The sequence below is a fragment of the Sphingopyxis sp. A083 genome (assembly GCF_001468495.1).
GTDB lineage: Bacteria > Pseudomonadota > Alphaproteobacteria > Sphingomonadales > Sphingomonadaceae > Sphingopyxis > Sphingopyxis terrae.
Map to the genome: position 1 here is coordinate 1 of NZ_LNSK01000003.1, position 23,653 is coordinate 23,653.

A 23,653-nucleotide genomic window follows, 5' to 3' on the forward strand; every position below is an offset into this window, starting at 1 on the left:
GGCGGCGGGGGCTTCGGCGCACAGGCGGCGACGCTTGCCAGCAGGCCGGCAACGATGATTTTACGCGACAAGTTCATGACCTTCTCCCCAACCGCATGCTTCATGCGGCGTCAACCCCGTGCGTGCAACGCCGTTTCGGCCTGTTGCACCAAAGATGCGATGATCTCGGCAACGCTCTCTTCCTGCGTTACCATACCGACAGATTGCCCTGCCATTAACGAGCCGTTTTCGACGTCGCCGTCGATCACCGCGCGGCGCAGCGCGCCGGCCCAATAATGTTCGATTTCCAGCTGCGCCGCCGCCATGTCGACGGTGCCCCCGTCGAGCAGATTGGCAACCTCGCGCTGCTTGGCGGTAAAGGCTTCGGTGCCTGCATTCTTCAGCGCACGGACCGGGATGACGGGCAGGCGCGGATCGATCTGGACGCTGGCGATCGCGTCGCGCGCGGAGGCGCGGATGAACGCCTTTTTGAAATTGGGATGCGCGATGCTTTCGGTGGCGCAGACGAAGCGCGTGCCGAGCTGGACGCCCGCCGCGCCCATTTCCAGATAGCCGGCGATCGCCTCACCGCGGCCGATGCCGCCGGCGACGAAGATCGGCACTTCGGCTGCGAGCGCGGGCAGGATTTCCTGCGCGAGCACGCTCGTCGACACGGGGCCGATATGCCCGCCCGCTTCCATCCCTTCGATCACCAGCGCATCGACGCCGGAGCGGACCAGCTTCTTTGCCAGCGCCAGCGTCGGCGCGAAGCAGATCACCTTGGCGCCCGACGCCTTAATCGCCTCGAGGCTGCCCTTCGGCGGCAGTCCGCCCGCCAGCACGACATGGCCGACGCCATGTTTGGAGCACACCTCGATCAGCTCGAAAAGCTGCGGGTGCATGGTGATCAGGTTGACGCCGAAATTGCGGGTTGCCAGCGCTTTCGTCGCCGCGATCTCGGCATCCAGCAGCTCGGGCGTCATCGCACCGCAGGCGATCACGCCAAAGCCGCCGGCATTGCTGATCGCGCTGACCAGATGGCGCTCCGAGACCCAGCTCATCGCACCGCAGAGAATGGCGTAGTCGCTGCCCAGCAGAGCCGTGCCGCGCGCCATGAGTTCATTCAATTTGCTCATTGCTGCGCCTTTGCCAGCAGCGGCGCGCGCGCGCAATCCATTGCCGTGCGCAGCCCCGAAAGCGGCATGGATTTCGCGGTTCGGCTGGGCGCGGGAAACTCTCCTTTGGGCGCCCAAAGCAAAACAATCATTGTCAACTAAAACAATTGGGATAGTCTCGGCGCCGAATCCACCAAAGGGGAAAGGAAATGCCATGACGTCGTCCCAAGACCCATCGCCCGGCGAGCGCGAGCCGCCCTCGCGCGCGGTTCAGACCGTGCTCGATGCGCTTGAAAAGCTCCGCTTCGGCGCCATCCAACTGACCGTCCACGAAGGGCGGCTGGTGCAGGTCGATGTGACCGAACGGCACCGCTACCCCAACTGATTCTCAAGCTCCCAACGGGGATATTCCCCGCCACCTGCCGCAGACCGGACCACCGGATGTGGCAATTTCTTGCAACAGGAAATTGTCATGATCCGAAAGTCATCGTCTCGCCGCCGGCTTGCTCCGGCCGCCATCCCGCTTACCCTTTTGCTGCTTCTTGTGGCCGATCCCGTCTTGGCGGCCGAAGGTGCCGCTGACGACACCGCAACCGCAGAATCCGTCGCGGGCGAAGGCCCGCAGGCCTCCTATGGCAATGAGATCGTCGTCACCGCCCGCCGCCGCAGCGAAACCGCGCAAGATGTCCCGATCGCCATTTCGGTCGTCGGCGGCGACCAGATCGACAGCACCGGCAGTTTCAACGTCGGCCGCCTCCAGCAACTCGCGCCGACGCTGCAATTCTACACGAGCAATCCGCGCAACTCGGCGGTCAATATCCGCGGGATCGGCGCGCCGTTCGGCCTGACGAACGACGGTATCGAACAGGGCGTCGGCATTTATGTCGACGATGTCTATTATTCGCGCGTCGCCTCCGCGACCTTCGACTTCCTCGATGTCGCGCAGATCGAAGTGCTGCGCGGACCGCAGGGCACGCTCTATGGCAAGAACACGACCGCCGGGGCGATCAACATCACGACGAACCAGCCAACCTTCGATTTCGAGGGCAAGGCCGAACTCAGCATCGGCGACCTCAATTTCAAGCAGGCGAAGGCGGCGATTTCGGGGCCGCTGTCCGACCGGCTGGCGGCGCGCATCGCGGTGTCCGCGACGAGCCGCCGCGGTACCATCTACAATGTCACGACCGACCGCTGGATACAGAGCCAGGACAATATCGGCCTGCGCGGGCAATTGCTGTGGAAACCCACCGACACGCTCAGCGTCACGCTCGTCGGCGACTGGAACAAGCAGGACGCGGTATGCTGCGGTTCGGTGTTCGTGCGAACCGGCGCGACGCAGCGGCCGCTCGCCCGCCAATATGCCGCGCTCGCGGCGGCGCAGGGCTATATAGTGCCGAGCACCAATCCCTTCGACCGGCTGACCGACCTCGACGCCAATCTCAATGCCGGAAACGAGATCGGCGGCGTGGCGCTGCGCGTCAAATGGGATGTCGGCCCCGGCACGCTCACCTCGATCACCGCGTGGCGCTATTGGGACTGGCAGCCCGAGAACGACCGCGATTTCACCGGCCTGCCGATCGTCACCAAGTCGCAAAACCCGTCGCAGCAGAATCAATATACGCAGGAATTGCGCTACAATGTTTCGGGCGACCGCGTCGATTTCGTGCTCGGCGGTTTTGCCTTCTACCAGCGCATCGACACGCAAGGGACGGAGGCGCATGGCGCGGCGTCGAGCCGCTGGACGCTCAATCCGACGAGCGCGCTCGCCAATGATCCGACCGTGCTCGACGGGCTGACGGCGCGCAACACGCAATATCTCAAGAACACCAGCCTCGCCCTTTTCGGGCAGCTAAGCTGGAAGATTACCGACCGCCTGACGATCCAGCCGGGCGCGCGGATCAACTATGACAAGAAGGACGGCTATTATCAGCGGCTGGTGTTCGCGGGCGACGGATCGCCCGTGACGCGGGCGCTGACCGACCCGGTGTCGGTCGCGCGACTGGGCGTGTTCGCGCCGCAGGAATATGCGCCGAGCTTCAGCGACTGGAACTTCAGCTACGACCTGACCGCGACCTATAAGCCGGCGCGCGGCGTGCTGGTCTATGCAACCTATGCCAAGACGTTCAAGTCGGGCGGTATCAATCAGAATGGCGTGCCGACCGATGGCGCCGGCAACCCGTTGCTCGGCGCCGCGACGATCAGGCCGGAAGCGGTCGATCATTACGAAGCGGGGCTGAAGACCGAATATTGGAACGGGAAGGGGACGTTCAACGTGGCGATCTTCCGCACCGATATCGGCGATTATCAGGCCAATGTGAATAACGGACAGTTCGGGGTGCTGCGCGGCTATCTCGCCAATGCCGACAAGGTCCGCACACAGGGGATAGAGGCCGATGTGGCGATCCGTCCGAGCGAACGCTTCAATGCCTATGTCAACGGCGCCTACACGGACGCCAGATACCGGCGCTTCGTCGATGCGCCATGTCCACCCGAATTGTCGGGCGGTACGAACAGTCCCGCGAACTGCGATATATCGGGCGCGCGGCTGCCGGGCGTGTCGAAATGGGCGCTGTCCTTCGGCGCGGAAGCCAATGTCCCGGCATCGCTGTTCGGACAGGAGGGGCAGATTTATCTGGGCTATGACGGCAGCTATCGTTCGAACTTCTCGTCGAACGCGAGCCCGTCGATCTACACCTGCGTCGACGGCTATTCGCTGTCGAATATCCGTGTCGGCTTCCGGGCGGAGCGCCGCCTCGATGTCTTTGTCTGGGTGCGCAACGCGTTCGATCGCGATTATATCGATCAGCTTTTTGTCGGACCGGGCAATACCGGGCTGATCACCGGGCTGCCGGGCGACCCGCGGACGTGGGGCGGGACGATCAAATTCGGCTTCTGACCGGTGTCTTAGTGTGCAGCCAACGGAAAAGGGGCCGCCCGATGGGCGGCCCCTTTAACATGCCGGCGGCGTTAGCGCTGCTGGCCGGGATTGCGCTCTTCTTCGCGGCGCTGCTCGCCCGGCTGGCGGTTCTGACCGCCCTGCTGTTGCTGCTGACGGCGCTGTTCTTCTTCGCGATCCGCCTGCGGCTTCTGCTGGTTCTGGCTGGGGGTATTAGCCACTTTCCTTCTCCTTGCAGTCCGGCTGCAAATATCGCGGCCGGACCCATGAAAAACCCGCGGCGAACGCGCGATGTTCCTCGGTTCGTCGCATCCGCGCCCGGTTGTGGCGGCGGGGCGACGAGCGGCTGATCCCGATCGTCTTCTGGGCGTTAATGATCGGAAGGGTCGATCACTGAATACAGCTTATTCGGTTATGTCGATGGGAGCGCGCAGCCTATCCTCGACCCGTCAGAAGGAGAGGATAGCGTCATCGACTCGGCGCAATGCCGTTCGGCCCGACTTTGCCCGTCACGCGTCCGTCATCCTGCCGCGTCACGATCCGATAATCCAAAAGAGGAGAGATTGCATGAACGACCAGACCCCCATCGACGCCGCAGGCGGCTGTCCCGTCCACAAGGGCGGTATGCGCGCGCTGCTCGGCCGCACGAACAAGGATTGGTGGCCGGACATGCTGGCGACCGACATCCTCACCCCCAACGGATCATCCAACCCGATGGGCGAAGATTTCGATTATGCGGAAGCATTCAAATCGCTCGACTATCAGGCGCTGAAGGCTGACCTGACCGCGCTGATGACCGACAGCCAGCCCTGGTGGCCCGCCGACTATGGTCATTATGGTCCCTTCTTCATCCGTATGGCGTGGCACGCCGCGGGCACCTATCGCACCGCCGACGGCCGCGGCGGCGCCAACAGCGGGCAACAGCGTTTCGCACCGCTGGACAGCTGGCCCGACAATGGCAATCTCGACAAGGCGCGGCGCCTGCTTTGGCCGATCAAGCAGAAATATGGCAACAAGATCAGCTGGGCCGATCTGTTCATCCTGACCGGCAATGTGGCGATCGAAAGCATGGGCGGTCCGGTCTTCGGTTTCGGCGGCGGCCGCGTCGATGTCTATGAACCCGAACGCGACATCTATTGGGGTAGCGAAGATAAATGGGTGAACGAAGGCGTGCAGACGCGCATCGACCCCAAGCACGGCTTCGAAGTGATCGAAGGGCCGCTCGCGGCGATCCAGATGGGGCTGATCTACGTCAACCCTGAAGGGCCGCAAGGCAATCCGCACGATGACGAAGGCATGGCACGCGACATGAAGGAAACCTTCGCGCGTATGGCGATGAACGACGAGGAAACCGTCGCGCTGACCGCTGGCGGCCATACGTTCGGCAAGGCGCATGGCAATGGCGACGCCTCGACGCTGGGGGCCGCGCCCGCGGGCGGCGATCTCGCTGCGCAGGGATTCGGCTGGGTCAGCGGCGAGGAACATGGCGGCATCGGCGAACATGCGGTGACGAGCGGCATCGAGGGCGCTTGGACGAACACCCCCGACAAGTGGACCGAAAATTATTTCCGGCTGCTGTTCGACTATGACTACGAGCTGGTGAAATCGCCCGCGGGCGCAAACCAGTGGCAGCCGATCGGCCAGAAGGAAGAGGATATGGCGCCGGCGGCGTGGGATCCGAATATCAAGGTGCCCACGATGATGACGACCGCCGACATGGCGCTGAAGCGCGATCCGGCATACCGCAAGATCAGCGAGAAGTTCCGCAGCGACCATGAGGCATTCAAGGACGCTTTCGCGCGCGCGTGGTTCAAGCTGACGCATCGCGATATGGGTCCGAAAACCCGCTACCTCGGCCCTGAAGTGCCCGCCGAAGACCTGATCTGGCAGGATCCGATCCCCGCGGGCACCATGCCTTCGGATGCCGAGGTCCAGGCAGTGAAGGACAAGATCGCCGCGAGCGGCCTCACCGTCAGCCAGCTCATCAAGACGGCATGGGCCTCCGCCAGCACCTTCCGCAAGTCGGACTTCCGCGGCGGCGCCAACGGTGCGCGGGTTCGCCTCGCGCCGCAAAAGGACTGGGAGGTCAACGAACCGGCGATGCTGGCGAAGGTGCTCGATACGCTCGACGGTCTGCGCGGATCGATGTCGATGGCCGATGCAATCGTGCTGGGCGGCGTCGTCGGGCTTGAAAAGGCGATCAAGGACGCCGGCTTCAACGTCGCGGTGCCTTTCACGGGCGGCCGCGGCGACGCGACGGCGGAGCAGACCGATGCCGACAGCTTCGCGGTGATGGAACCCGAAGCCGATGCCTTCCGCAACTATCTCGGCAAGAAGAAGCTGGCGGTGAAGACCGAGGAAATGATGCTCGACCGCGCGTCGCTGCTCGGTCTGTCGGTGCCCGAAATGACCGTGCTGATCGGCGGCCTGCGGGTGCTCGGCGCCAATCATGGCGATCGCGGCCACGGCCATTTCACCAAGCGTTCGGGTCAGTTGACGAACGACTATTTCGTCAACTTGCTCGACATGACCAATGTGTGGAAGGCCGTCGATGGATCGGATGACCAGGAATATGTGGCCACCGATCGCAAGAGCGGCGGCGAAACCTGGCGCGCAACCCGCGCCGACCTCGTCTTCGGTTCCAATTCGGAACTGCGTGCGGTCGCCGAAGTCTATGCCGAGACGGGTCACGAGGAGAAGTTCGTGAAGGACTTCGTCAAAGCCTGGACAAAGATCATGAACGCCGATCGTTTCGACCTCGCGTAACCGGGCAGGCGCCGGTCCCGAACATGCCTCGGGACCGGCCGCCAACCCTCATGGCGACGGGTCGCGACCCGCCTTCCGGGGACATGGGCCTGGAAGGCGGGTCATATTTTATGCGGAGGACAAGGCCGAAGGCCTTGAACGGTCGGCCGTTCGCCCGGCGACCGAGGTGCTAGAAATCGACGTCTTCGTAATATTTGGGCGGCGTCACGATTTCCATCCGCTCGGCGAGCAGCGGCCGGAAGCTCGGGCGCGACTTGAGGCCCGAATACCAGCCCTTCGTCTGCTCATGCCCGGTCCAGTCGATGCCGCCCAGATAGTCGGCGACGGAGATATGCGCCGCGGCGGCGAGATCGGCGAGGCTCATCGTCGCACCGGCGAGCCAGGTGCGGTGGTCGATCAGATAGTCGATATAGTCGAGATGCTGGTTCGCCGCCTTCATCGCCTCGCGTAGCGCGCCGCCGTCAGGCGGTTGGCGGTGGACGATGCGCTTCTGCATCCGTTCGAAGAGCAGCGGGCCGGTGACCTCGAAATAGAACTCCTGGTCGAACCAGGCGACCAGGCGGCGGATTTCGGCGCGATTAGCGGCGGTGCCGTTGATCATTGCCTTGCCCTCGACCGTCTCCTCGAAATATTCGGCGATGGCGTTGCTGTCGATGAGCACCTGGCCGCGCGCTTCGTCGACCATCACCGGAGTGCGCCCGGCGGGGTTCAGGTCGACGAATTCGTCACGGCGTTCCCACGGCGATTCGCGCACCAATTCATAACCAACGCCCTTTTCGCCGAGCAGCAGCCGGATCTTGCGCGAGAAGGGACAGAGAGGGAATTGATAGAGTTGCCACATGACCATCCGCATAGCGGCAGCGAGGCGGCTCGTCCAATGGCTATGGCGGACTTATCAACCGGGCCGCTTCGGGGGTGTCCGAAGGCAGCGTGCTATCGCCGAGCGGCGGCGCGTTCGGCTTCCCATTGCGCCAGAAGATCGCGCGCCATATCCTTGATAACAGGCGCGTAGGCGGCGACCGCGGAAGCGGCGTGGCCAGCCATGCGCGCGCTCGCGCGAACGTCGCCGCCCATGCGCTCGGCATAGCCGGGGTCGCGCCCCGCGACGTCGCCGACGGTGGCGTCGGGCGGAATGCGGGCCGCATCGGATGACGGATCGATCCGCGCGACAGCTTCGGCGAGCGGGCCGACGGGCATCTGCATCATCGCGCCGACCAGTGCGGTAATCGTGTCGGCCATCCGCTCCTGCGTCGCCGGATCGTTCAGCACCGCAGCAGCGTCGCGCGCATCGGCCGCCGACGCGGGGACGGGCGCGAGAAGCGCGAGGAGGGGAAGGGCAGCGCAGACCGGCCGCATGGGATCATCCTTTCGGGACGCGAAACATCGGTGCCGCACCTAGCGGCCCGACGCTTTCGCGCGGCTGAATGACCTGTCGTCTTGCGGCAGACCGGGGCCGCGATGCGGCAAGCGCCCCCGGCGAAGACCGGGGACACCAGCTATTCGGCGGCGACCGCCTCTGCAGCGCGGTCGCTGAGCGGATGCGCGAGACGGCCGATCATTTCCTTGGGGCATACCTGCCAGAAACGCGTGCGCCAGCGATCCCAGTCGGCAAGCACCTCGGCCGACCATTTGCTGCCGGTTGCCGCCGCATGCTCCTCGACGAGTGCGCGCAGCGCGCCCTCCCAATGTGCGCTGTCGAGCCGTTGCCAGACGATCGATTCGGGATTGGCGCGGCGTTCGAAGCTGTCATCGACGTCGAGGACGAAGGCCATGCCGCCGGTCATGCCGGCGCCGAAATTCGACCCTACCGCACCCAGGATCACCGCCGTGCCGCCGGTCATATATTCGCAGCCATTGGCGCCGCAGCCTTCGATCACGACCTTCGCGCCCGAGTTGCGGACGGCGAAGCGTTCGCCCGCCTGACCCGCGGCGAGCAAGGTGCCTGCGGTCGCGCCATAGAGGACGGTGTTTCCGACGATGCTGTTGTGCTGGCTGACCAGCGGGCTCGACACGGTCGGCCGCACGATGATGCGCCCACCCGACAGGCCCTTGCCGACATAGTCGTTGGCATCGCCGAACACTTCGAGCGTGATGCCCTGGCAAAGGAATGCGCCGAGCGACTGCCCGGCGGTGCCGCGCAGACGCACCTGCACATGGTCGTCGGCAAGCCCGGTCATCCCGAAACGGGCCGTGACCTCGGCCGAGAGGCGCGTGCCGACGGCGCGGTGGGTGTTGCGGACGTTATAGGTCAGCTGCATCCGCTCGCCGCGATCGAACAAAGGTTTCGCATCGTTCAAGATCTGAGCGTCGAGGCTGTCGGGCACCGGATTGCGGAAATTCGGTCCCTGCGAGCGGCGCTGCTCGTCGGGCGCATCAACCTTGGCGAGGATCGGATTGAGGTCGAGGTCGTCGAGATGCTCGGCACCGCGGCTGACCTGGCGGAGCAGCTCCGTGCGGCCGATCACCTCGTCGAGGCTGCGGCAACCGAGCTTGGCGAGGATTTCGCGCACTTCCTCGGCGATGAAGGTCATCAGGTTGATGACCTTTTCGGGCGACCCTGTGAACTTCTGACGCAGTTTTTCGTCCTGCGTGCAGACCCCGACGGGGCAGGTGTTCGAATGGCACTGGCGCACCATGATACAGCCCATGGCGACAAGGCTCAGTGTCCCGATGCCATATTCCTCGGCACCCAGGATGGCGGCGATGACGATGTCGCGCCCGGTCTTGAGCCCGCCGTCGGTGCGCAGGCGGATACGATGGCGCAGGCCGTTGAGCGTCAGCACCTGATTGACTTCGCTGAGGCCCATTTCCCACGGTGTGCCGGCATATTTAATGCTCGTCTGGGGCGAAGCACCCGTGCCGCCGGTGTTGCCCGACACGAGGATGACGTCGGCGTGCGCCTTTGCCACGCCCGCCGCGACGGTGCCGATGCCCGCCGAGCTGACGAGCTTTACGCAGACGCGCGCCTTCGGATTGATCTGCTTCAAATCGTAGATGAGCTGCGCCAGATCCTCGATCGAATAGATGTCGTGGTGCGGCGGCGGCGAGATCAGCATCACGCCCGGCGTCGAATGGCGCAGCCGCGCGATGAACTCGGTGACCTTGAAGCCCGGAAGCTGGCCGCCTTCGCCGGGCTTGGCACCCTGTGCGACCTTGATCTCGATCTCGTCGCAGGCGCCAAGATATTCGGCGGTGACACCGAAACGGCCCGACGCGATCTGCTTGATGTTGCTGTTGGCATTGTCGCCATTTGCATACGGCTTGTAGCGTTCGCTCGCTTCGCCGCCTTCGCCCGACACCGCCTTCGCGCCGATGCGGTTCATCGCGATGGCCAGCGTTTCGTGCGCTTCGGGCGATAGGGCGCCCAACGACATGCCCGGGGTGACGAAGCGCTTGCGGATTTCGGTGATCGCCTCGACGCTGTCGAGGGGTATGCCCTGCGCGGGGAAGTTGAATTCCATCAGGTCGCGCAGATAGATGGGCGGCAGGTCGGCGACCCCGCGCGCGAATTGCAGATAGGTCGAATAGCTGTCGGTCGCGACGGCGGTCTGCAGCAGGTGCATGAGCTGCGCCGAATAGGCGTGCGCTTCGCCGCCCGCGCGCTGGCGATAGAAGCCGCCGATGGGGAGCGTCGTGACGCGCGCGTCGAACGCTGCCTCATGCTTCTCGGTCGCGTTGATGAACAGCGACTGATAGCCCTCGCCCGAAATCTTGGCCGGCATGCCCGGGAAGAGGTCATTGACGAGCGCGCGGCTGAGGCCCACCGCCTCGAAATTATAGCCGCCGCGATAGGAGGAGATCACCGCGATCCCCATCTTCGCCATGATTTTGAGCAGGCCGTCGTCGATTGCCTTGCGGAAGCGCTTCAGAGCATCGGCCAGTGCGAGCTCGCCGAACAGGCCGCGCGACAGGCGGTCGGCGATCGCCGCTTCGGCCAGATAGGCGTGGACCGTGGTCGCGCCGACGCCGATGAGCACCGCAAAGCCGTGCGTGTCGAGTATCTCGGCCGAGCGGACGTTGATCGAGGCGTAGCTGCGCAACCCCTTGCGCACGAGGTGCGTGTGGACCGCCGCAGCGGCGAGCACCATCGCGACCCCGACGCGATCTTCGCCGATCTTCTGGTCGGAAAGGAACAGCTCGCTCCGCCCAGCGCGCACGGCGTCCTCTGCCTCGCGCCGGATGCGCGCGATCGCGTCGCGCAGCGTCGAGGCGTCGCCGCCGGTGGGGAAGGTGCAGTCGATCTCGGCCACGGCATCGCCGAAATAGGCGCGCAACCGGTCCCAATCGTCGCCGACGAGCACCGGCGAGTCGATGACGAGCACGTGCGGGCTCTGGCCCTTTTCGTCGAGAATGTTGGCGAGGTTCGAAAAACGCGTCTTCAGGCTCATCACATGCCGTTCGCGCAGGCTGTCGATCGGCGGATTGGTGACCTGGCTGAAGTTCTGGCGGAAGAATTGCGCGACATGGCGCGGCTTGTCGGAAATGACCGCGAGCGGCGTGTCGTCGCCCATCGAGCCGATCGCTTCCTTCGCATCCTCGACCATCGGCGAAAGGATGAGTTCCATATCCTCCATCGTGAACCCCGCGGCGACCTGGCGGCGCAGCAGTTCGGCGCGCTCGAAGGCCGGCAGGCTCGACTTGCCGCCCTTGGGCAGGTCGGCCATCGTGCGGAAGCCCTTCACGCGCGCGGCATAATCATGCGTTCCTGCGATCTTGTCCTTGATCGCGCGGTCTTCGTAGAGGGTGCCTTCGTCGAGATCGACGGCGATCATCTGGCCGGGGCCGAGGCGGCCCTTCTTGCGGATGCTTGCCTCGGGCAGCAGCACCATGCCGCTTTCGGAGCCGACGACGAGCAGATTGTCGGCGGTCAGCGTGTAGCGCAGCGGGCGAAGCGCGTTGCGGTCCATCCCCGCGACCGCCCAGCGGCCATCGGTCATCGCGAGCGCGGCGGGGCCGTCCCACGGCTCCATCACGCTGGCAAGAAAGCTGTACATCGCCTTGTGCGCGGCGGGCATGTCTTCGTCGGTGGCCCAGGCTTCGGGGACCAGAATCAGCTTTGCGGTCGGCGCATCGCGGCCCGCGCGGCATAGCGTTTCGAACACCGCGTCGAGCGCTGCCGTGTCGCTGGCGCCGGCCGGGATCACCGGCTTGATGTCTTCCGAATGTTCGCCGAAGGCGAGGCTCGCCATCTTGATCTCGTGGCTCTTCATCCAGTTCTTGTTGCCGCGGATCGTGTTGATCTCGCCATTGTGGGCGAGGGTGCGGAACGGCTGGGCGAGCCACCATTGCGGGAAGGTGTTGGTCGAATAGCGTTGGTGGAAGATCGCGACCCGGCTTTCGAACAGCTTGTTCGCAAGGTCGGGATAGAAATCCGCCAGACTTTCGGCGAGGAACAGTCCCTTGTAGATGATCGACCGCGCCGAGAGGCTGCAGATATAGAAATCGGCGATCTGCGCCGCGATCACCTTCTTTTCGATGCGGCGGCGGACGAGATAGAGCTGCTTTTCGAATTCGTCGATCGACTGCTCCTCGGGCAAAGGGCCGGCGATCATGATCTGTTCGATTTCGGGGCGCGTGCGCTGCGCCTTGTCGCCGATCACCGACACGTCGACCGGCACCTGGCGCCAGCCGTAGATGGTGTAGCCCGCGTCGATGATTTCGGATTCGACGATCGTGCGACATGCTTCCTGCGCGCCCAAGTCGGTGCGCGGCAGGAAGATCATGCCAACGGCGAGGCGGTTCGGCAGCACCTTGTGCCCCGATGCCGCGATCGCATCGTCGAAAAAGCGTTCCGGCAGGTCGACATGGATACCCGCACCATCGCCCGTCTTGCCGTCGGCATCGACGGCGCCGCGGTGCCAGACGGCGCGCAGCGCCTCGATCGCCGCCTCGACGACGCGGCGCGAGGCCTTGCCGTCGGTCGCCGCGACCATGCCGACGCCGCAGGCATCGGATTCAAGGTCGGGGCGATACATGCCGTCTTCGGCAAGCCGCTGGTGATCGGGGGTCGGGTAATAGGTCATGTCGTGGTTCCTGCCGGAATGGGCGTGGGTCAGGTCGAAGGCTTGAGCCGCTTGCGCGCGTTTGCGACGGCTTCCTGTTCGGCGTCATAGGCGGCCGAAGATGCCTTGTCGGCCTCGGCCTCCAGATCTTCGACCTTCTGCAGATCGGCGGCCGACCAGTTGGAGCGGTCATACGCCTCGTCATAGTCACCGGCCGCGTCGGCCGCCGCGGCGGCTGCATCCGCGGCGTCAGCGGCCGCGTCTGCGGCATCGCCCGCTGCATCGACGGCATCGACCGCGGTGGCGTCCGTCGTCATGTCGTCGTTCCACATATCGCGGTTCTTCTTGAGCGTCTTGACGTCGACTTTCATCAGCTTGGCAAGCTTCGCCAGCTCGGCGTCGGTCAGGTCGCTCATCGCCTTTTCCTTGGGCAGATCCTTGAGCTGGCCTTCAAGCTCGGGGCCGCGGTCGATGAACTTGTTGATCAGCGGCGGCACCGCCTTGACCATCGCGATCATCACTTCGGGATCGGCCTGCAGCGACATCCATTCGGCGCCATAGGCCTGGCCCGTCGGGGTTGCGAGAAAGGCGTTGAGGTCGCCGAGCTGCTGCGCGCTGAACTTGCGGGCGTAAGCGCGGGCGAGGCCGTCGCGCATCGGCGGCTCGAGATCGCCGAGCGCCTCGCTGATCAGCGGCTTGATCACCTTGTTGATCTGATCCTCGCGTTCCTTGCGGTGCGGGTCGAACATATCGGCGATCGCGGTCTTGCTCGTCGCATCGAGCGCGGCGATCTTTTCGCTATCGACCCCCGTCTTGATCGAGAGCATCAGGTCCGACATGCTGCTCGTCTGATCCATGAAGGCGCGGAACAGCTTGCCGTACATGTTGTCGAGCATCTTCTCGATGCTTCCCGCCGGGATCAGCGCGTTCGTCGTCTGCTGCGCCAGCGCAAGCTGCGCCGGATCGACCGGCGGCAGCTTGTCGACCTCGAAAATCTTTTCGATCAGCGCGATCGCCTGATCGATTTCCTTCTGCATCTTCGCCTTGGCGTCGGCGAGCGCCTGTTCGCTGTCGGGCTCGGCTTCGCTTTCGGCGGGCATCGCGACGTCGACCGCCTCGGCGATCGGCGCTTCCTTGGGCGCCGCATAGGCGTGGGCAGGCGTCATTACCATGGCGCCAGCGAGCAGCAGACTTTTGAACATCGACATTTTGAATCCCTTCCCCTGTTGGTCAGGCTGCCTTCTTTTCGCTTTTCGCTTTCGCCTTCAACCATTTCGACATCTGTTCGCTGACATCGCGGCCGTCCCGGATGCCCCAGACGACCAGGCTGGCGCCGCGGACGATGTCGCCGGCGGCGAAAACGCCGGACAGGCTGGTCATCATCGTCTGATGATCGACGCGCAGCGTGCCCCAGCGCGTGACCGACAGATCGGGTGAACCGAACAGGTGCGGCAATTCCTCCGGATCAAAGCCCAGTGCCTTGATCACCATGTCGGCGGGCAAGTCGAAGGTGCGGCCCGGATCGGGTTCGGGGCTGCGCCGGCCGCTTGCGTCGGGGGCGCCAAGGCGCATCCCGGCAACCGCAACCTCCTTTACATGCTTGTCGGCGGCAAAGCTTGCGGGGGCGGACAGCCAGACGAACTCGACGCCTTCCTCTTCGGCGTTGGCGACCTCGCGCTGCGACCCCGGCATATTCTCGCGGTCGCGGCGATAGAGGCATTTCACCGATTTGGCGCCCTGACGCACCGCGGTGCGGACGCAGTCCATCGCTGTGTCGCCGCCGCCGATGACGACGACATGCTTGCCTTCGGCATTCAGGCTGCCGTCGTCGAAGGCGGGGACCGCGTCGCCAAAGCCCTTGCGGTTCGACGCGACCAGATAATCGAGCGCCGCGATCACCCCCTCGGCGCCGTTGCCGGGGACGTTGATCTCGCGCGCTTTGTAGACGCCGGTGGCGATCAGCACCGCATCGTGGCGCCGGCGCAGCTCGTCCAGCGTCGCGTCACGCCCGACCTCGAAGCCTTGGTGGAAATGGATGCCGCTTTCGGCGAGCCGGTCGACGCGGCGCATCACCACATCCTTTTCCAGCTTGAAGCCGGGGATGCCATAGGTCAGCAGGCCGCCGGCGCGGTCGTGCCGGTCGTAGACATGCACCTCATGCCCCTCGGCGCGCAGATATTCGGCGGCGGTCAGGCCTGCCGGACCCGCGCCGACGATGGCGACCGACTGGCCCGTCGCGGGGCCGACATGGACGGGTTCGACCCAGCCCTCGGCCCAAGCGGTGTCGGTGATATATTTTTCGACGCTGCCGATCGTCACCGCGCCGTGACCCGAAAATTCGATCACGCAATTGCCTTCGCAAAGGCGGTCCTGCGGGCAGATGCGGCCGCAGATTTCGGGCATGGTCGATGTTGCGTTCGACAGTTCATAGGCTTCGCGCAGCCGCCCCTCGGCGGTCAGGCGCAACCAGTCGGGGATATGATTGTGGAGCGGGCAGTGGACCGAGCAATAGGGTACGCCGCACTGCGAACAGCGCGATGCCTGATCGTCGGCCTCTGGCTGCGCGTAGCGCGCCGCGATCTCGTTAAAATCGCGCGCGCGTTCGTCGGCCGAGCGCTTGTCCGGATAATGTTGTTCGCGCCCCACAAATCGGAGCATGCGTTCGGAAGCCATGCAAAATCCCCTTCGTTGAAGCGCGGATGCATGGCGGGAGCGCCGCTGTCACGGACATATTGGGCATTAGGGCAGTTAAGCTGACCTAAAAATTAGCCGTTCCGGTCGGCCGAAGCGCGGGCACGCAATTAAGTTTCGCAATTAGTAAAATATCGGACCTATCTCATCGTGAGCCAGATAAGCGCCGCGCCGCCGACGATGATTCGATACCAGGCGAACGGCGCGAAGCCATAGCGGGTGACCACGGCCAGAAACGCCTTGATGACCGCCCAGGCGACGACAAACGACACCGCGGCGCCGAGCGCGATCAGGCCCATATCGTTCGAGGTGATGGCATCGCGATGCTTGGCGAGCTGCAGCACCGTCGCGCCGGTCAGCGTCGGCAGCGCGAGGAAGAAGCTGAATTCGGCGGCGGTCTTGCGGTCTACGCCCATCGCCATCGCCCCCATGATCGTCGCGCCCGAGCGGCTGACGCCGGGGATCATCGCGAGGCACTGGACCAGCCCCACCATGATCGACTGGCGCAGCGTCAGCTTGGCAACGCCGCCGCTCTCCTTCGGCTTGGCGAGCTTTTCGACCAGCAGGATCGCAAAGCCGCCGATCACCAGCGCCCAGGCGACGACGACCGCATTCTCCAGCAACGTTTCGATATAGTCGCCGAACGCGAGCCCCAGCACCACCGCCGGAATGAAGGCGACGAGCAGGTTGCGTACAAAGGCGATCGCCACCGGATCGCGCCGGAAAAAGCCGACGAACATGTCCCAGAATAGTTTGCGATAAAGCACGACGATCGCAAGGATCGCGCCGGGCTGGATCGCGATGTTGAAAATTGCCCATTTCGACGCGTCATAGCCGAGCAATTCGGTGGCGAGGATCAGATGCCCGGTCGACGAGACGGGCAGGAATTCGGTCAGCCCCTCGACGATGCCGAGGATGATCGCGGTCAGCCACAGGCTCATCGTCCGGCCTCCGCGCGCAGGAGGAGGGCGGGGCGGGGCGATGCGGCAAACTGGATCATGGATTTCCCGAAGCTGAAGACGACATGCGAAGGGGCGCCCGAGCGGTGCCGGACGCCCCTGTCCTGATGTTCAGACCTACGCAGCGCGGACGGATTTATCCAGCCGCTAATTGCGCCGTTCGTCGCGCGCGCGGCTCAGCGAGCCATCGCGGCGAACCGGCCATGGCGGCGATACTGGACGAGCCAGCCATCGGCAACGTCGGCCAGCGCGGTGGGGGCGATGCCCAGTGCGGCAAGGCCGTTGGCGGTGCTGACGACATTGTCCTGCTGCAGCATCAGCCATTGATCCTTGGTGATCGGGGCGCCCGGCGCCCAGCCGAAACCGCTCGCCAGAAAGCCCGACACGGCATCGGGAACCTCAATGAACAGGCGGTTCCGTCCGGTCGCCTTTGCAATCCAATGCTGTAGCTCCAGCATGGTGAACTGCTGCGGCCCGCCGAGCTCGAGCGTCTGGCCCGGGGTGTCGAGCGCCGCGACCACCGCATCGGCGACGTCGCCGACATAGACCGGCTGGAACTTCGCCTTCGGCGCGATGACCGGCACCGCAGGCAGCGCGCGGATCATGCCCGCGAACCGGTTGATGAACTTGTCCTCGCGGCCGAACACGATCGAGGGGCGCAGGATCGCCGCGTCAGCGAAAGCGGCCCGCACGGCGGCTTCGCCATCGCCCTTGCTGCGGCCATAGGCCGACGCGCTGGCCGGATCGGCGCCGATCGCCGAGACATGGACGAGCGCTTTCGCGCCCGCCGCCTTTGCTGCGGCCGCGACCTGGCCGGCGCCGACGGCCTGGACCGCCGCCATATCGGCAAAGCTGCCGACGAGGTTGATCACCGCGTCGCTGCCGGTCGCGGCGCGGGCAACGCTGCGTGCATCGCGCACATCGGCGGCTACGAACTGCGTCTGGCCCAGCCCGCCGAGCGGCTTCAGAAACACCGCTTGGCGCGGGTCGCGCTGCGCGATCCGCACGCGGGCGCCGCGCGCCAGAAGGCGCTGGACGACATAGCGGCCCAGAAAGCCGCCGCCGCCGAACACCGTGATCAATTGCCCGCTCAGATTCTGCATCACCCTTGCCTGTCTTGCCGATTCTCGAAGCCGGACGCCGCAGCGTCCCTCGCGTCCCCATGCCGCGAAGCGCCCGAAGGGGCAAGCGCGAAGGGAGGGGCGGCGCGCGCAAGGGCAACAAATCCGCGACTTTGAAATAAAATTTGCCGCGGGGCGGGCCGACGCGGTTGACAAGCCCGCCGCCCCGCCGCTAAGCGCCCGCTCCTACCCCGTGCCCAGATGGCGGAATTGGTAGACGCACCAGCTTCAGGTGCTGGCGATCGCAAGGTCGTGGAGGTTCGAGTCCTCTTCTGGGCACCATTTACTTCCAAGCCTCTGGCTCGGCTGGAAGTAACTACAAAACCCAGCGTTTTTCTCACCCATCTGTACCATGTGTAACGGTGGAATGCGCTATGCGTGAGTATGACACTAAATTTTGTGCCATCTGCTGTTTCCCGCGTGTCGGCGGTTAAAGTCCCCGAGTGTAAGGGTCATTTGCTACAGCGCGGGCTTGAGGTCTTGCGCAGAAGCACTTTGATGCTTTCCGCCCGACGCTATATGGGGCCCAGATCGATTGCGTCACTCGTCTCGCGGTCGGCCGCCGCGCGCAGCCCTTCATGGAAAAGCAGATCGCAGAGCTTTGAATTCTGATGAATTATCGTCATTCCTTCCATGCAGGCAACAGCGCCGATGTCGTGAAGCATAGCCTGCTGATCGCTCTCGTGCGGGCCTTGCAGCAAAAGCCCGGCGCGCTGACCCTGATCGACACCCATTCCGGTTGTGGGCTGTATGATCTCAAGGGCGATCAGGCGCAACGCACCGGGGAGGCTGCGCAGGGTGTGCTGCGGGCCTTTGCCGACGCGAATCCCTTGCTCGACGACTACCGCGCCGCCGTACAGGCAGTGAATGCAGGGAGCGAGCCGCACCTCTACCCCGGCTCGCCGCGCATTCTGGAGCAGCTATTGCGGCCCCAGGATTTTCTGATCCTCAACGAAAAACATGCCCAAGACGCCATGGCCCTGCGCAGCGCGATGCGTGGCACATCCGCGGCCGTGCATGAGCGCGACGCCTACGAACTGTGGCTGGCGATGCTGCCGACCCGGACATCTCGCGGCGTGGTGGTGGTCGATCCGCCCTACGAGCAGACGGATGAACGCGCCCGGATCGCCGCCACTCTCGCTGCCGCTCACCGCAAATGGGCGCATGGCGTAACGGTGATCTGGTATCCGCTGAAAGACCGCACGGCGCATGTGCGATGGAAGCAGCAGCTCAGGCGGCTGGGCATCCCGAAATTCCTGTGGGTCGAACATTGGCTGTACGATGCCGATCAGCCGGGTATCTACAACGGCGCGGGCCTTTTTATCATCAATCCGCCATACGCCTTCACGCAGGCGCTGCCCCCGCTGCTCGAAGCCCTCCGCGCCGCGCTGGCGCCGGAAGGACACAAGGGGGAGATCGCTGCGGATTGGTTAGGGGATTAAAACAACCCCCATCGCAGATTTCGCCGAAGAGGGCACAGGGGGGCGCCGTTTTTCAGCGTGTCCCGGATTTTATTGCCAAATTCAAGGGGTAGGCGGCAAACTGTGACGCGACGCTGCTAAATGCGTCCCAGACAGGACCCAATCAAGCACACAAGCAAAGGGCCTTTAGGCCGCATGTGTCGGGTTTGCCTCGGGAGGAGAGTGGTGCCGCTTAGGTGACTCGAACACCTGACCCCATCATTACGAATGATGTGCTCTACCAACTGAGCTAAAGCGGCAACGATGGGCGCCTCTATCAGCGTGCCGTGGCGAAGACAAGCGTCCTTGCGAAGAAACTGTTTCCGGCGATTTCGTGCGCCTGCGGGGGCGATGCGTGACGACGATAGCGGCCATTTCTGTCCGGCCGTCGCATCGGCGCGGAACGCTACTGGCTTCGACCAATGTCAGTGCGCTGACCGCGCCGCGACGGCGGCGCGGATGATCGCGGGTACCCCCGGATCCTCGATCGTCGGCGGGCATTCGACATGCTGGCCGTTGACGATGCTGCGCAGCAGGTTGCGCAGGATCTTTCCCGACCGCGTCTTGGGAAGCTGCGGCACGACATAGGCGGTCTTGAGCGCTGCGACCGCGCCGAGTTCGGCGCGCACCGCGGCGATGACCATGCGTACCAGCGTGTCGGGATCGGCGGCGCCGGCGCACGGGACGACGAAGGCGACGGGGATCATCCCCTTGATCGCATCGTCGGCGCCGATGACCGCGCATTCGGCGATGCCGTCCTGCTGCGCGACGATCTGTTCCATCTGACCCGTCGACAGGCGGTGGCCCGCGACATTGATGATATCGTCGGTGCGGCCCATGATGTGGAGGAAACCTTCGGCATCGAAATGGCCCGCGTCCCCCGTCTCATAATAGCCGGGGAAGCTTTCGAAGTTGCGCGCGAAGCCGACCGGATTGTTCCACAAGGTGCGAAAGGCGCCGGGGGCAAGGGGGGCCTTGATCGTGATCGAGCCGCTCTGCCCGTCGGGGACCGGCTGGCCGTCCTCGCCGAGCACGACGAATTCATAGCCCGGTACCGGAAAGCCGGCGCTCCCGCGCTTGCGCCGGAGGTCGCCGAGCGCGAAGCAACTGGCGATTGCGGGCCAGCCGAGTTCGGTTTGCCACCAATGGTCGATCACCGGCAGGCCGGTCTTTTCCTCCAGCCAGGCGATGGTGTCGGGATCGGCGCGCTCGCCGGCGAGGAAGATGGCTTCGAGATCTCCGGTTCCGATGTCGGCCAGAAAGGCGGCGTCGGGGTCTTCCTTGCGGATCGCGCGGATTGCGGTCGGCGCGGTGAAGAAGGTCTTGACCCCGTGGCGAACGATTGTGCGCCAGAAGGTGCCGGGGTCGGGGGTGCCGACAGGCTTGCCTTCGAACAGGATCGTCGTCGCGCCGACCAGCAGCGGGGCATAAACGATATAGCTGTGGCCCACGACCCAGCCGACATCGGATGCCGCCCAGAAACAGTCGCCCGCGCCGATGCCGTAGATATTCGCCATCGACCAGGCGAGCGCGACGGCATGTCCGCCATGTTCGCGCACCACCCCTTTGGGCGTGCCCGTCGTCCCCGAGGTGTAGAGGATATAGAGCGGATCGTTCGCCGCCATGACCGCGGGTTCGGGTATCGGATCTCCGGCACATTCGCCGCGCAGCGTCATCCAGTCGATATCGCGCGGCGGCTGGAGGTCGGCGGCAAGCGCATCGCGCTGGACCAGCACGACATGCTCGACCCGGTGACTGGCGAGCGCGAGGGCTTCATCGACCATCGGCTTGTAGGCGATCAGCCGCCCCCCCTCGATCCCGCACGAGGCGGTCAGGATCAGGTGCGGCGCGGCATCGTCGATGCGCTTGGCGAGTTCGAGCGCCGCAAAGCCGCCGAAAACGACCGAGTGGATCGCGCCGATGCGGGCGCAGGCGAGCATCGCAAACACCGTTTCGGGGATCATCGGCATGTAGATGACGACGCGGTCGCCCTTGCCGACGCCCAGCCGCTTTAGCATCGCCGCGACGCGGCCGCTTTCTTCGAGCAATTGCGCATAGGTGAACCGGCGCACCCGCCCGGTGACGGGACTGTCATAGACGAGCGCGGGCGCATCGCCGCGCCCCGCCGCGACATGGCGGTCGAGGCAATTGGCGGCGGTGTTGAGCGTGCCCCCGGCAAACCAGCCCGCATCGGCATCATGGATGCGCTGCGGCGGCGCCACCCAGTCGATCGCCCGCGCGGCCGCGCCCCAAAAGGCGTCGCGGTCGGTGATGCTGTCGGTCCAGGCCTGCCGGTAGGCGTCGCTCATCTGTCGTCCTTTATCGAAATGTCTTGGCGAGAACCACCAGCGTCGGATCGCCGTCGAACGCTTCGGGTGCGAAGCCCTTTTCGCGCTCAAGGTCGATGGCGGCGTGATTTTCGCGCGCCTCGATCGCGATCGCGCGCCGGACGCCGCGCCGTTCGGCCTCGCGGCTGACGAAATCGAGCAGCGCCCAGCCGACCCCCTTGCCGCGATAGTCGCTGCATATCGACACCGCGATTTCGGCAGTGTCCATCGCCGCATCGCAGGCGAGTAGCGCCGATCCGATCAACTTTCCGCTCGCCGCGTCGAAGCCGAGGAAGCTTTCGCTGCGATAATGGTCGGCGTGGATCAGCGGTTCGAGCTGGCGGTGGTTGACGTGGGCGCCGGCCGAAAAGAAGCGGAAGCGCCGGTCCTCGTCGCTGACCCGGTCGAAGAAATCGACGAGCGCGGCCTCATCGGCCTCGGTGGCGGGACGCACCAGCACGTCGATGCCGGAACGGGTGGGAAGCAGAAGCGTCGTGTCCATGGGAGAGAGCCTTTCGTTCAAGAGCCTGTGCCTCTTGCGCCCCGGCGTTCGATCATGCCTTGATCCAGCGCAAAGCCCCGAAAAATCGGGGGCGAAAAAATCCGGGGAGGATGCGCGACCCGCCATCCTCCCCGGTCCGTGCCGAAAGGCCCGCCTATGCGTCGATATTGCGGCGGAAGGTTTCGGGCAGGAACAATAGCCCCACGATCACCGTCAGCGCGGCGATGACGATCGGATACCAGAGGCCGTAGTAGATATCCCCCGTTGCCGCGACCATCGCGAAGGCTGTCGTCGGCAGAAAGCCGCCGAACCAGCCGTTGCCGATATGATAGGGCAGCGACATCGAGGTGTAGCGGATGCGGCTCGGGAACAATTCGACCAGCATGGCGGCGATCGGGCCGTAGACCATGGTCACGAGCAGGACGAGATAGGTCAGGATGGCGATGACCATCGGCTTGTTGATCGCATCCGGATCGGCCTTCGCCGGATAACCCGCCTTGGTCAGCGCCTCCTTGATCTGCCCCTGGAAAGCGGTAATCGCGGCCTTGCGTTCGTCGCCCGTTACCTTGGCGGGATCGGGAGCGGTAAAGCTTTCGGCACCGATGCGGACGACCGCGACGCTGCCTGCCGGCGCGGCGGCGTTCGCATAGCCGATCGCGTTTTTGGCGAGGAAGGCCTTGGCGATGTCGCAGCTCTTGGCGTCGAACTTGTTCTTGCCGACGGGGTCGAACTGCAACGAACAGTCGGCGTCGTTCGTCACCACCGTCACCGGCGCCGAAGCCTCGGCCCGGGCAAGCGCCGGGTTCGCGGCTTCGGACAGCGCGTGGAAGGCGGGGAAATAGGTCACGACGGCCAGCGCGCAACCGACCAGGATAATCGGCTTGCGCCCGATCTTGTCCGACAGCCAGCCGAAAAAGATGAAGAAGGGCGTGCCGATCGCCAACGCGATTGCGATCAGGATATTGGTTGTCGCGCCGTCGACGAGCAGCATCTTTTCGAGGAAGAACATCGCGTAGAACTGGCCGGTGTACCAGACCACCGCTTGGCCGGCGACCGCGCCGAGCAGCGCGACTAGAACCCATTTGGCATTCTTCCATTGGCCGAACGCTTCGGTCAGCGGCGCCTTCGAGGTTGTGCCTTCGTCTTTCATCTTCTGAAAGACCGGGCTTTCGGAAAGCTGCATGCGGATCCACATCGACACCGCGAGCAGGATGATCGAAACGAGGAAGGGCACGCGCCAGCCCCAGTCCTTGAACGCCTCTTCGCCGATCAGCGTGCGCGTGCCGATGACGACGAGCAGCGCCGCGAACAGGCCGAGCGTCGCGGTCGTCTGGATGAAGCTGGTGTACAGCCCGCGCCGGTTGTTGGGCGCATGTTCGGCGACATAGGTCGCCGCACCGCCATATTCGCCGCCGAGCGCAAGGCCCTGCACCAGCCGCATGACGATGAGCATGATGGGCGCTGCAACGCCGATCGTGGCATAGGAGGGAAGAAGGCCGACGACGAACGTCGAAAGGCCCATCAAGCCCATCGTCACCAGAAAGGTGTTCTTGCGCCCGACGAGATCGCCGATCCGCCCGAACACCAGCGCCCCGAAGGGACGCACCGCAAAGCCCGCGGCAAAGGCCGCTAGCGCGAAGATAAAGCCGGTCGTTTCGTTGACGCCCGAAAAGAACTGCGCCGATATGATCGTGGCCAGAAGGCCGTAGAGATAAAAATCATACCATTCGAAAACGGTGCCCAGCGACGAGGCGGTGATGACGAGCTTTTCGCTCTGCGTCGCCTCGTGATGCTTGGGCAAATGGTCATATGCCGTTGCCATGAAACCTCTCCCT

Annotated in this window: 16 protein-coding genes and 2 tRNA genes; 6 read left to right on the top strand and 12 right to left on the bottom strand. The window is 64.5% G+C overall.

Translation table 11 applies throughout. The annotated features are described in order from the left end of the window. Nucleotides 1-110: 110 nt before the first annotated feature. Complete coding sequence (locus ATE59_RS07385) at nucleotides 111-1,115, bottom strand: NAD(P)H-dependent flavin oxidoreductase (protein WP_058811911.1); 1,005 nt, start codon at nucleotides 1,113-1,115, stop codon at nucleotides 111-113. Nucleotides 1,116-1,308: 193 nt separating this feature from the next. Here ATE59_RS07385 and ATE59_RS17525 point away from each other — a divergent pair, with 193 nt between their 5' ends. From ATE59_RS17525 to katG, 4 genes are all read left to right on the top strand, one after another. After that, the gene (locus ATE59_RS17525; RefSeq protein WP_003039845.1) at nucleotides 1,309-1,479 is read left to right on the top strand and encodes a YezD family protein; all 171 of its coding nucleotides are present in this window, start codon (nucleotides 1,309-1,311) and stop codon (nucleotides 1,477-1,479) included. Nucleotides 1,480-1,566: 87 nt separating this feature from the next. Beyond that, nucleotides 1,567-3,990, top strand: coding sequence for a TonB-dependent receptor (locus ATE59_RS07390; RefSeq protein ID WP_058811912.1), 2,424 nt, complete (start codon nucleotides 1,567-1,569; stop codon nucleotides 3,988-3,990). A gap of 41 nt (nucleotides 3,991-4,031) precedes the next feature. Then, nucleotides 4,032-4,340, top strand: coding sequence for a hypothetical protein (locus ATE59_RS07395; RefSeq protein WP_156416734.1), 309 nt, complete (start codon nucleotides 4,032-4,034; stop codon nucleotides 4,338-4,340). A gap of 217 nt (nucleotides 4,341-4,557) precedes the next feature. Then, nucleotides 4,558-6,756, top strand: coding sequence for a catalase/peroxidase HPI (gene katG, locus ATE59_RS07400; protein WP_058811914.1), 2,199 nt, complete (start codon nucleotides 4,558-4,560; stop codon nucleotides 6,754-6,756). A gap of 169 nt (nucleotides 6,757-6,925) precedes the next feature. Here the strand turns inward: katG and ATE59_RS07405 are convergent, their stop codons facing one another. The 7 genes from ATE59_RS07405 to ATE59_RS07435 form a co-directional block, all read right to left on the bottom strand. Continuing rightward, a complete protein-coding gene (locus tag ATE59_RS07405; protein ID WP_058812136.1) occupies nucleotides 6,926-7,597 on the bottom strand; it encodes a glutathione S-transferase family protein in 672 nt (223 codons plus the stop codon). Nucleotides 7,598-7,689: 92 nt separating this feature from the next. After that, entirely contained in the window at nucleotides 7,690-8,112 is a 423-nt protein-coding gene (locus tag ATE59_RS07410; protein ID WP_058811915.1) for a hypothetical protein, read from the bottom strand. Between the two features lie 140 nt (nucleotides 8,113-8,252). Further along, nucleotides 8,253-12,779: a glutamate synthase large subunit gene (gltB, locus tag ATE59_RS07415; protein ID WP_058811916.1), complete on the bottom strand. Its 4,527-nt coding sequence runs from the start codon at nucleotides 12,777-12,779 to the stop codon at nucleotides 8,253-8,255. Between the two features lie 29 nt (nucleotides 12,780-12,808). Continuing rightward, the gene (locus ATE59_RS07420) at nucleotides 12,809-13,966 is read right to left on the bottom strand and encodes a DUF2059 domain-containing protein (protein ID WP_058811917.1); all 1,158 of its coding nucleotides are present in this window, start codon (nucleotides 13,964-13,966) and stop codon (nucleotides 12,809-12,811) included. Nucleotides 13,967-13,988: 22 nt separating this feature from the next. Beyond that, complete coding sequence (locus tag ATE59_RS07425) at nucleotides 13,989-15,431, bottom strand: NAD(P)-dependent oxidoreductase (protein ID WP_058811918.1); 1,443 nt, start codon at nucleotides 15,429-15,431, stop codon at nucleotides 13,989-13,991. A gap of 158 nt (nucleotides 15,432-15,589) precedes the next feature. Then, nucleotides 15,590-16,390, bottom strand: coding sequence for an undecaprenyl-diphosphate phosphatase (locus tag ATE59_RS07430; protein ID WP_058811919.1), 801 nt, complete (start codon nucleotides 16,388-16,390; stop codon nucleotides 15,590-15,592). A 194-nt stretch (nucleotides 16,391-16,584) separates the two neighbouring features. Further along, nucleotides 16,585-17,511, bottom strand: coding sequence for a complex I NDUFA9 subunit family protein (locus ATE59_RS07435; protein ID WP_197409144.1), 927 nt, complete (start codon nucleotides 17,509-17,511; stop codon nucleotides 16,585-16,587). A gap of 213 nt (nucleotides 17,512-17,724) precedes the next feature. Here ATE59_RS07435 and ATE59_RS07440 point away from each other — a divergent pair. Both ATE59_RS07440 and ATE59_RS07445 read left to right on the top strand, forming a co-directional pair. Beyond that, nucleotides 17,725-17,811 (top strand) — tRNA-Leu (locus ATE59_RS07440). Between the two features lie 329 nt (nucleotides 17,812-18,140). Continuing rightward, entirely contained in the window at nucleotides 18,141-18,971 is an 831-nt protein-coding gene (locus ATE59_RS07445) for a 23S rRNA (adenine(2030)-N(6))-methyltransferase RlmJ (RefSeq protein WP_058811920.1), read from the top strand. A gap of 202 nt (nucleotides 18,972-19,173) precedes the next feature. Here the strand turns inward: ATE59_RS07445 and ATE59_RS07450 are convergent. From ATE59_RS07450 to ATE59_RS07465, 4 genes are all read right to left on the bottom strand, one after another. Further along, nucleotides 19,174-19,249 (bottom strand) — tRNA-Thr (locus tag ATE59_RS07450). Between the two features lie 165 nt (nucleotides 19,250-19,414). After that, nucleotides 19,415-21,298 carry an AMP-binding protein gene (locus ATE59_RS07455; protein WP_058811921.1) on the bottom strand — a complete coding sequence of 628 codons (1,884 nt, stop codon included), beginning with the start codon at nucleotides 21,296-21,298 and terminating at the stop codon, nucleotides 19,415-19,417. 10 nt (nucleotides 21,299-21,308) lie between these two features. Beyond that, entirely contained in the window at nucleotides 21,309-21,818 is a 510-nt protein-coding gene (locus ATE59_RS07460; protein ID WP_058811922.1) for a GNAT family N-acetyltransferase, read from the bottom strand. A gap of 154 nt (nucleotides 21,819-21,972) precedes the next feature. Next, entirely contained in the window at nucleotides 21,973-23,640 is a 1,668-nt protein-coding gene (locus ATE59_RS07465) for an MFS transporter (RefSeq protein WP_058811923.1), read from the bottom strand. Between the last annotated feature and the right edge of the window lie 13 nt (nucleotides 23,641-23,653).

What these genes read in the sequence shown, in the direction of transcription:
- gltB (WP_058811916.1), bottom strand. Translation starts at nt 12,779, where the DNA reads ATGACCTATTACCCGACCCCCGATCACCAGCGGCTTGCCGAAGACGGC.
- ATE59_RS07435 (WP_197409144.1), bottom strand. Translation starts at nt 17,511, where the DNA reads ATGCAGAATCTGAGCGGGCAATTGATCACGGTGTTCGGCGGCGGCGGC.
- ATE59_RS07465 (WP_058811923.1), bottom strand. Translation starts at nt 23,640, where the DNA reads ATGGCAACGGCATATGACCATTTGCCCAAGCATCACGAGGCGACGCAG.
- ATE59_RS07460 (WP_058811922.1), bottom strand. Translation starts at nt 21,818, where the DNA reads ATGGACACGACGCTTCTGCTTCCCACCCGTTCCGGCATCGACGTGCTG.
- katG (WP_058811914.1), top strand. Translation starts at nt 4,558, where the DNA reads ATGAACGACCAGACCCCCATCGACGCCGCAGGCGGCTGTCCCGTCCAC.
- ATE59_RS07455 (WP_058811921.1), bottom strand. Translation starts at nt 21,298, where the DNA reads ATGAGCGACGCCTACCGGCAGGCCTGGACCGACAGCATCACCGACCGC.
- ATE59_RS17525 (WP_003039845.1), top strand. Translation starts at nt 1,309, where the DNA reads ATGACGTCGTCCCAAGACCCATCGCCCGGCGAGCGCGAGCCGCCCTCG.
- ATE59_RS07420 (WP_058811917.1), bottom strand. Translation starts at nt 13,966, where the DNA reads ATGTCGATGTTCAAAAGTCTGCTGCTCGCTGGCGCCATGGTAATGACG.
- ATE59_RS07410 (WP_058811915.1), bottom strand. Translation starts at nt 8,112, where the DNA reads ATGCGGCCGGTCTGCGCTGCCCTTCCCCTCCTCGCGCTTCTCGCGCCC.
- ATE59_RS07445 (WP_058811920.1), top strand. Translation starts at nt 18,141, where the DNA reads ATGAATTATCGTCATTCCTTCCATGCAGGCAACAGCGCCGATGTCGTG.
- ATE59_RS07390 (WP_058811912.1), top strand. Translation starts at nt 1,567, where the DNA reads ATGATCCGAAAGTCATCGTCTCGCCGCCGGCTTGCTCCGGCCGCCATC.
- ATE59_RS07395 (WP_156416734.1), top strand. Translation starts at nt 4,032, where the DNA reads ATGGGCGGCCCCTTTAACATGCCGGCGGCGTTAGCGCTGCTGGCCGGG.
- ATE59_RS07405 (WP_058812136.1), bottom strand. Translation starts at nt 7,597, where the DNA reads ATGTGGCAACTCTATCAATTCCCTCTCTGTCCCTTCTCGCGCAAGATC.
- ATE59_RS07425 (WP_058811918.1), bottom strand. Translation starts at nt 15,431, where the DNA reads ATGGCTTCCGAACGCATGCTCCGATTTGTGGGGCGCGAACAACATTAT.
- ATE59_RS07385 (WP_058811911.1), bottom strand. Translation starts at nt 1,115, where the DNA reads ATGAGCAAATTGAATGAACTCATGGCGCGCGGCACGGCTCTGCTGGGC.
- ATE59_RS07430 (WP_058811919.1), bottom strand. Translation starts at nt 16,390, where the DNA reads ATGAGCCTGTGGCTGACCGCGATCATCCTCGGCATCGTCGAGGGGCTG.